Raw genomic sequence first — 7,076 nt, forward strand, 5'->3', positions numbered from 1 at the left:
CGTCCGATTTAACGCAGCGCGCTCTAGAAGAAACTGCTCGAATCCACCCCCGCCAGGCTGTTGACCCCGACAAGCTGGACGCTCTGTTCGAATGCGCCGTCGCCATTGGCGTCGTAGAATATCCAGCCGTCCGTCGACCCGGCGACGAAAGCCACATGATTGACCCCGGCGTTCATATTGGCGGCAGCCAGCGCGTCGGAGAAGCTGTTGGTGGCAATGGTCCGTTCGGCATAGTCGACGGCGGGCAGGGAGCCGTTCAGGAAGTCCAGGTCGATGCGGTCGCCCTCGCCCGCCTTGAAGTCGGTGATCCGGTCATAGCTTGCCGTGTTGAGCGTCGTGTCGCCGCGGTTGAACAGGAAGACATCCGCCTCCGTGCCGCCGGTCAGCGTGTCCTTGCCCGCGCCGCCGATCAGCGTGTCGCTGCCCGCGCCGCCCTTCAGTGTATCGCCGGCCGCCCCGCCGTCCAGCAGGTCGTTGCCCGCGCCGCCGTCCAGGCTGTCCTGCCCGTCCTCGCCATAGAGCCGGTCGTCGCCGCCATTGCCCAGCAGGGTATCGTTGCCCAGGCCGCCCCAGAGGCCGTTATTGCCGCCATTGCCCGTCATGCTGTTGGCGATGTCGTTGCCGATGCCGTCGATCGGGTCCGTGCCGGTCAGAACCAGCTTCTCGATCTCGGCCGCCATTTTGTAGCTGACGGAGGCGCTCACCTGATCGGTCCCCTCACCCGCCAGTTCGACGATCAGGTCGTCATTGGCGCTGTTGCCGTCGTCGGACCAGCTGTCGACGATATAGCTGTCATTGCCCAGCCCACCGGCCATGTTGTCGGCGCCCGTGCCGCCGTCCAGATAGTCGTCGCCCAGCCCGCCGATCAGCATATCGCTGCCGTCGCCGCCGAAGAGGGTGTCGTTATCGTCACCGCCGTCCAGCGTGTCGCCGCCGCCCATGCCATAGAGAATGTCCGCGCCCGTCCCGCCCGACAGAATGTTCGCCGCGTCATTGCCGGTGATCGTGTTGGCCAGATCATTGCCCATGCCGTTGATCGCCGCCGCGCCGGTCAGCGTCAGCTTTTCGACATTGGCGGCAAGGCGATAGCTGACGGAGGCATAGACAAGATCGCTGCCGCCCCCCGCCAGTTCGATCACCTGATCGTCATTGCCGGCAAAGCCGTCGTCCGACCAGGTGTCGACATAGAAGATGTCGTTGCCTGCACCGCCATCCATATAGTCGGCGCCCGCCCCGCCATCGATGACGTCATTGCCGGCAAGGGCGTAGATGGTGTCGTTGAGGGCAGTCGTCTGATAGGCGAGCACGGTGGTCGTCGGGCCGATCGTGTTGTTGCCCGATGATCCGGTGATCGTCCGCCCGTTTTCCGCGACATCGGTGATCGTGATGGACAAAAGCTGATCATCGACGTTGCTGCCGTCGGTTGCGCGCACCGTCACCTGATAGACGCCGTCGCCATCGGCATCGAGCCGGTTCTCATAATCGGGCGGGTTGATGAAGGACAGTGCGCCGGTCACCGGATCGATGGTGAAAAGCGCGGCGTCCGCTCCCCCTGAAATGGCGAAACCGGGGACGGAGCCGTCCGCATCGGTGGCCGTCACCACGGTCACGGCGCTGGCATTTTCCGCCATGCTGATCGACGCCGAGGCGCCGCCGCCATTGGAGGTGATGACCGGCGCATTGTCGTTCAGATTGGTAATGCCGATGGCCAGGGTCTGCGAGACGCTGTTGCTGCCGTCGCTCGCGCTGACGATCACATGGTAGAGGCGGTCGCCATTGCTGTCGTCCGGCGCTTCATAGTCCGGAGCCGTCCTGAAACTCAGCGCGCCGGTCTGCGGGTCGATGGTGAACAACGCCGCGTCAGCGCCGCCGCTGATGCTGTAGCTGAGCGCAGCGCCATCCGCGTCGCTGGCCTGCACGATGGCGGCAAGCAGGCTGTTTTCCGCGACGGAGAAGGCGACCGAAGCCGCCCCGCCATAAGAGGTCAGCACCGGCGCATTGTCGTTGAGATTGGCGACCGCCACCGCCAGCGCCTGGCTGTCGCTGTTGGTGCCGTCGCTGGCCTGCACCACGACATTGTAGATATTGTCGTGATCGGCGTCGGCGGCGGCTTCATAATCGGGCGCGGTCTTGAAGCGGAGAACGCCGGTTGCCGCATCGATTTCGAAGAGCGCGGCGTCCGCTCCGCCGATGATGGCGAAGCTGATCGACGGGCTGTCGGCATCGGTGGCGGTCACGCCGGTCACCGCTGTCGCATTCTCGTTGACGGTGATCGCCGCGCTTGCGCCGCCGCCATTGGAGGTGATGACCGGCGCAAAACCGTCCGGCACATCGTTCACGGTCACGGCGAGCGTCTGCGTGTCAACGCCGCCATTGCCGTCATTGGCGGCAACGATCAGTTGATAGACATTATCGCGGTCTGCATCGGCCGGGCTTTCGAAATTGGGCGCTGTGAGGAAACGCAATTCGCCCGTCATCGCGTCGATCGCGAACAGCGCCGCGTCCGCGCCTCCCACGATGGAGAAGGAGACCGTCTGTCCCATGTCGGGGTCCGTCGCGGTGACGGTGGTCACGGCGGTGCCGTTCTCATCGACCGCCAGCGCCGCGCTGGAGCCGCCGCCGTTCGAGGTGATGACCGGCGGCGCGTTCAGCGCGGTGGAAGGCGTCGTCATGTCCGCGAACTGGAAAAATTCCACGTTGCGGACTGTCTTGCTGCCCTCCGGAGAGCCTGCACGCTGGTCGACCGCGACATAGCTGCCGTCGGTCTGGAGCGTGAAGACATAATCCATACGGTTGCCCGAAAAGACGAGCGTGTCGACGTCCGCGCTGCCGTCGATCACGTCATTGCCCGCACCGGCGAGGATCGTGTCGTTGCCTGCCCCGCCATGCATATAATCGTTGCCGCTGCCGCCATCCAACATGTCGCCGCCGGTGCCGCCATACAGCTCGTCGCTGCCCGCGCCGCCATAGAGCTGGTCGTTCCCGGCATCGCCGTTCAGCGTGTCGTTGCTGTTGGTGTCGGCATCGTCGCCATGGAGAATGTCATTGCCCGACCCGCCCGACATATTGTCGCCGCCGGCCTGGCCATAGAGGATGTCGTCATCGTCGCCGCCGGTCATCCTGTCGCTGCCGCGCCCGCCATAGAGGATGTCGTTGCCCGTGCCGCCGTCGATGGTGTCGTCGCCCGAAATGTTGTTGAAGCCCAGATCGTCGCCATAGAGCAGGTCGTCGCCCGCTCCGCCGGAAATGGTGTCGCTGCCACGCCAGCCGAAGATGATGTCGTTGCCGCCGTCGCCCTGAAGATTATCCTTGCCCGCGCCGCCGATGATGACATCATTGCCGAGGCCCGCCTGGACCAGCACGTCCTTGGCATAGTCGATCCCGCCCGCCCCATGCGCCGTCAGGTCGATGATGTCGTCGCCGTCGCCCAGCCAGAACTGCTCGATATTGTCGAAGCTGCCGAAGCCGCCTGCGATCACGCCATTATTGTAGAAGATCGCGTCGGACAGGTTGGACCCGTAGATGACGTCCGTACCGGTGCCCCCCATCAGCAGGTCCATGGAAATCTGGATGTTGCTCGCCGTCAGTTGATAGGCGGCGCCGCTGCCGGTGAGAATAGCGGAGTTCCAGACGAGTTGCGCCAGCACCGCATCGGGGCGCACCGTATCGAGATTGGCGAGCCGGGTGAAGGCGAAGAACTGGTCCTTCTCACTCCCTGCCGTGATGGTCTGGCTTCCCACCACGTTGAAGAAATTCGCCATGCTCGCCCCCTGTCCAGCGTCCTTGTGAAAGGTCCGGAATCCTTAGCGGCAAATCGGGCGGAAGCGGTGGGGTCTTAGGGATAGCGCCTACACCTTCGGGAGTGCGCCTATGGGTGTAGGAACAACGTCTACTGCTCGCGGAAGGAGCGCCACATCGTATCGGTAAGGGGATCGATCATATATTGCAGCGCCGTCCGCCGCCGCAGCGGCACGACCACCTCCACCGGCATGCCCGGCTTCATCGCGAAATCGCCTTCCCGATATTGCCGGATCAGCGCGATCTGATCGGGGGCGATGGTCACTTCTCCCGCGAAATAGGCGATGCCCGTCTTCTCCTCGACGAAGCTGTCCGCCGATATGCGCGTCACCTTGCCCTCTATGATCGGCAGGCTGCGCCCCGGAAAGCCGGCGAAGCGTATCTCCGCCTTCTGCCCCACCGCCAGATCGTCCACATCGGCGGGGGAGAAGCGCGCCTCGATCACGACGGCGGAATCGCGCGGCACGATGTCCATCAGCGTCTGTCCCGCCGCGATCACCCCGCCCACCGTATGCACGCTGAGGCCCACCACCGTCCCGCTCACCGGCGCGCGCACCTGCGTCCGGGCGAGTTCGTCCCGCGCCGCGCTCCATTTGGGCAGCACGTCGCCCAGCAGCGCTTCGGCATCGCGCAGGTCGGAGGTCACCTTTTCCTGCAGATTCTGCTTCGCCTCCAGCGCCTTCAGCCGCGCTTCGCCCACCATATTGGCCGCACTGTCGCGCGCCGCGCTCAGGCGACCGCGCTGGCCGATCAGGTCCGCCCTGGCCCGCTCCAGCGCGCGGATGCGCGTCTTGCTGACGAAGCCCTTCTCCGCCACGGTGCGCAGACTCTCCAGTTCGTCGGTGATGAGCCGCTCCTGCTCGATCACGGAGGCGACCTGCTCGCGATAGCCCACGGCCTGAGACCCGGCCTGGCTGCCCTCATGCATCGCCACGCCCTGTTGCGTGCCGAGCAGCGCCGACCGCGCCGCCATCTGCGCCTGCTGCGCGCGCATCGCCGCCTGCGCATCGGCGCGGTCGTCCCCGGTCAGCGTGCGGAACTCCACCGGCGCCTCCATCCCCGCCCCGGCCTGTTCGGCGCGCAAACGGGCGCGCTGCGCGATCAGCCAGATCGCCTGAGACGCCAGCACCCGTTCCTGCGCGGCCACGGCAGGCGCGGCCAGCCGGATCAGAACTTCGCCCTGCCGGACGCGCTGCCCCTCCTTCACCAGGATCGCCGCGACGATGCCGCCGTCGCGATGCTGCACGCTCTGCCTTTGCCCGGCCACGGTCGTCCGGCCCGGCGCCAGCGCCGCCGCGTCCAGCCGGGCAAAGGCCGCCCAGCCGAGGAACAGCAGGAAAAACGCCGCCGCCACCAGCAGCCCGCCGCGCACCTCCGGCCTGGGGTCGACCGCCACCGGCGGCGGCGGGCCGGGCGGCGGCAACAGCAAGGGCCGCGTGGTCCGCATCAGCATCAGGCCGCTCCCGCCACAGGCGCGGGACGGGGACGGGTCAGCGCGCCCAGCACCTGATCGCGCGGCCCGCTCATCCGCATGCGGCCATTGTCCAGCACGAGTATGCGGTCCGCCGGTCCCAGCAGGCCGGTCCGGTGCGCCGTCACCATGATCGCCGCCCCGCGCGCCTTGGCCCTGGCCAATGCCGCGATCAGTTGCGCCTCCCCATCGGAATCGAGATGCGCATTGGGTTCGTCCAGGATCAGCACCGCCGGGTCGCGGAACAGGGCGCGGGCCAGCGCGATCCGCTGCGTCTGGCCCATGGACAGCCCCATGCCGCCCCAGCCCAGCATGGTGTCATAGCCCTGCGGCAGGCGCAGGATCATCTCATGCACGCCGCACGCCTGTGCCGCCGCAATGACGTCGGCGTCTATCCGCGCATCGGCGTCCGGATCGGCAAAGCGGGCGATATTGTCGCGGATCGACCCCGCAAAAAGGGAAAGTTGCTGCGGCATATAGCCGACATGCACCGCCAGCGCATCGCCGTCCCATTGCGACCGTTCCGCCCCGTCGATGCGGATTTCGCCCCGGTCGCAGGCGATGGCGCCCGCCACCAGCCGCGCCAGCGTGGACTTGCCCGCGCCGCTCGCGCCGATCACCGCCACCATCTCCCCCGGTCCGACCGCGAAGGAGAGGTTGTTGAGGATCAGCCGTTGGGAATGCGGGTCCTCGATGGTCACGCGCTCCACATCCACCTGGCCTTTCGGGCGAGGCAGGCTGGTCTGGGGCATGTCGTCCGCCGCGCCGTCGAGCCAGGCCATGACCTCCCCATGGGAGGCCCGCGCCGCGACGAAGCTGCGCCAGCTTCCCACAAGCTGGTCGACCGGCGCAACCGCCCGCCCCAGCAGGAAGGAGGAGGCGAAGATCGCGCCGCCGGAAATCTGCCCGTCTATCGCCAGCAACGCCCCCAGTCCCAGCGCGCCGGATTGCAGCATGTTGCGCAGGAAGCGGCTCACCGCCATGCGGCTGCCGGCGGCGAAGCTGGCCTCCGCCTGCCAGCCGAGCATGTCCTCCCGCTCCGTAAGGTGCCGTCGGACCATCGCGCCCTGCATGCCCAGCGCCCGCACCGCTTCGGCCCCCTGCATCGTCTGTTCCTGGCTGCTGTAGGACAGGTTCGCGGCGGCATTGGCCTGCAAAAGGGGCCGGCGCGTCGCCCGGTCGCTGGCCCAGGCTATGGCGACCAGCGTCAGGCTGCCTGCCAGCGCCATCAGCCCGATCAGCGGGTGGATCAGCGCGCAGACGAGGATGTAGATCGGCGTCCACGGCGCGTCGAACAGCGCGAACATGGCCGGACCGGTCAGCGTCTGGCGGAGTTGGTCGCATTCGCGGATCGGCTGGCGGCTCCTGCGCCCGATCCCCTCCCCCGCCTGCTGGCGCAGCGTGGCGGCGATCAGCGTCCGCGCCAGCCGCCGGTCCAGCCCGATGCTCGCCCGCACCAATATGCGCGAGCGGATATATTCCAGCAGGGAGAGGGTGGCATAGGCCAGCAGCAGCGCCACCGTCAGGAAGGCGAGCGTGGTCCCGCCCCGCGTCGGCACGACCCGGTCATAGATTTGCAGCATGTAGAGCGTCGGCGCGAGGAACAGCAGATTGGCGAGCGCACTGAACAGCGCCGCCCAGAGGAAATGCCGCTTCACCACGCCCATCATGGCCGCAACGCTTCGTAGATGGCGCAGACCTTGGCGCAATGCGCGGCCTCGCTGAAGCGGGCGCGGGCATCGGCCCGGGCGCGCAGGGCCATGGCGCGGACGTCGCCCGGATCGGCGCAGGCCCGGGCCAGCGCCCC

3 protein-coding genes are annotated in these 7,076 nt (G+C 67.1%); all 3 read right to left on the reverse strand.

From position 1 onward, the window contains the following. Positions 1-23 precede the first annotated feature (23 nt). Positions 24-3,761, reverse strand: coding sequence for a calcium-binding protein (locus A8G00_RS14375; RefSeq protein ID WP_103000976.1), 3,738 nt, complete (start codon positions 3,759-3,761; stop codon positions 24-26). Between the two features lie 128 nt (positions 3,762-3,889). After that, the gene (locus A8G00_RS14380; protein ID WP_103000977.1) at positions 3,890-5,251 is read right to left on the reverse strand and encodes an HlyD family type I secretion periplasmic adaptor subunit; all 1,362 of its coding nucleotides are present in this window, start codon (positions 5,249-5,251) and stop codon (positions 3,890-3,892) included. Beyond that, positions 5,251-6,939, reverse strand: coding sequence for a type I secretion system permease/ATPase (locus A8G00_RS14385; RefSeq protein WP_103000978.1), 1,689 nt, complete (start codon positions 6,937-6,939; stop codon positions 5,251-5,253). Before A8G00_RS14385 ends, A8G00_RS14380 begins: the two co-directional genes overlap by 1 nt. Between the last annotated feature and the right edge of the window lie 137 nt (positions 6,940-7,076).

It is taken from the genome of Sphingobium sp. SA916 (assembly GCF_002894065.1).
GTDB lineage: Bacteria > Pseudomonadota > Alphaproteobacteria > Sphingomonadales > Sphingomonadaceae > Sphingobium > Sphingobium fuliginis.

Coding starts and splice junctions, on each gene's coding strand:
- A8G00_RS14375 (WP_103000976.1), bottom strand. CDS start 3,761: ATGGCGAATTTCTTCAACGTGGTGGGAAGCCAGACCATCACGGCAGGG.
- A8G00_RS14380 (WP_103000977.1), bottom strand. CDS start 5,251: ATGCTGATGCGGACCACGCGGCCCTTGCTGTTGCCGCCGCCCGGCCCG.
- A8G00_RS14385 (WP_103000978.1), bottom strand. CDS start 6,939: ATGATGGGCGTGGTGAAGCGGCATTTCCTCTGGGCGGCGCTGTTCAGT.